This is a genomic window from Pseudomonas kielensis (assembly GCF_014236655.1).
GTDB classification, from domain to species: Bacteria; Pseudomonadota; Gammaproteobacteria; order Pseudomonadales; family Pseudomonadaceae; genus Aquipseudomonas; species Aquipseudomonas kielensis.
This window is the reverse complement of the sequence record NZ_JACMYG010000119.1, coordinates 1-317: the sequence shown is the minus strand read 5'-3', so window position 1 is coordinate 317 and position 317 is coordinate 1. Positions and strand designations below refer to the sequence as shown.

1 protein-coding gene is annotated in these 317 nt (G+C 59.3%); it reads left to right on the top strand.

Annotation, left to right across the window (positions count from 1 at the left end; genetic code table 11):
• The coding region (locus tag H7995_RS28280) for an immunoglobulin-like domain-containing protein (RefSeq protein WP_185819345.1) at positions 1 to 317 on the top strand (317 nt) is incomplete at both ends.

Below are 317 nucleotides of genomic sequence, written 5' to 3'. Positions count from 1 at the left end.
TCAGATCATCGAAGTGGGTGTCGACAACGCCACCGTCGACGGCAAGTCGTTCGAAAATCTGGTGCTGGGCGACAAAGCCCAAGTCACCATCGGCGACACCCTCACTGAGGTGAAAGCCACCCTGACTGTGGATAAAACCACGGTCACCGAAGGCGGCACGGTCACCTACACCGTGACCCTGACCAACGCCGCCGGCATGCCGATGGCCAGCCATGGCGAGTTGACCTTCAAACTCACCGACGGCACCGAGATCAAGATCCCGGCCAATGGCACCACCGGTTCTGCTGTGGTCACCGCCAAAGACGATATCTTCACTG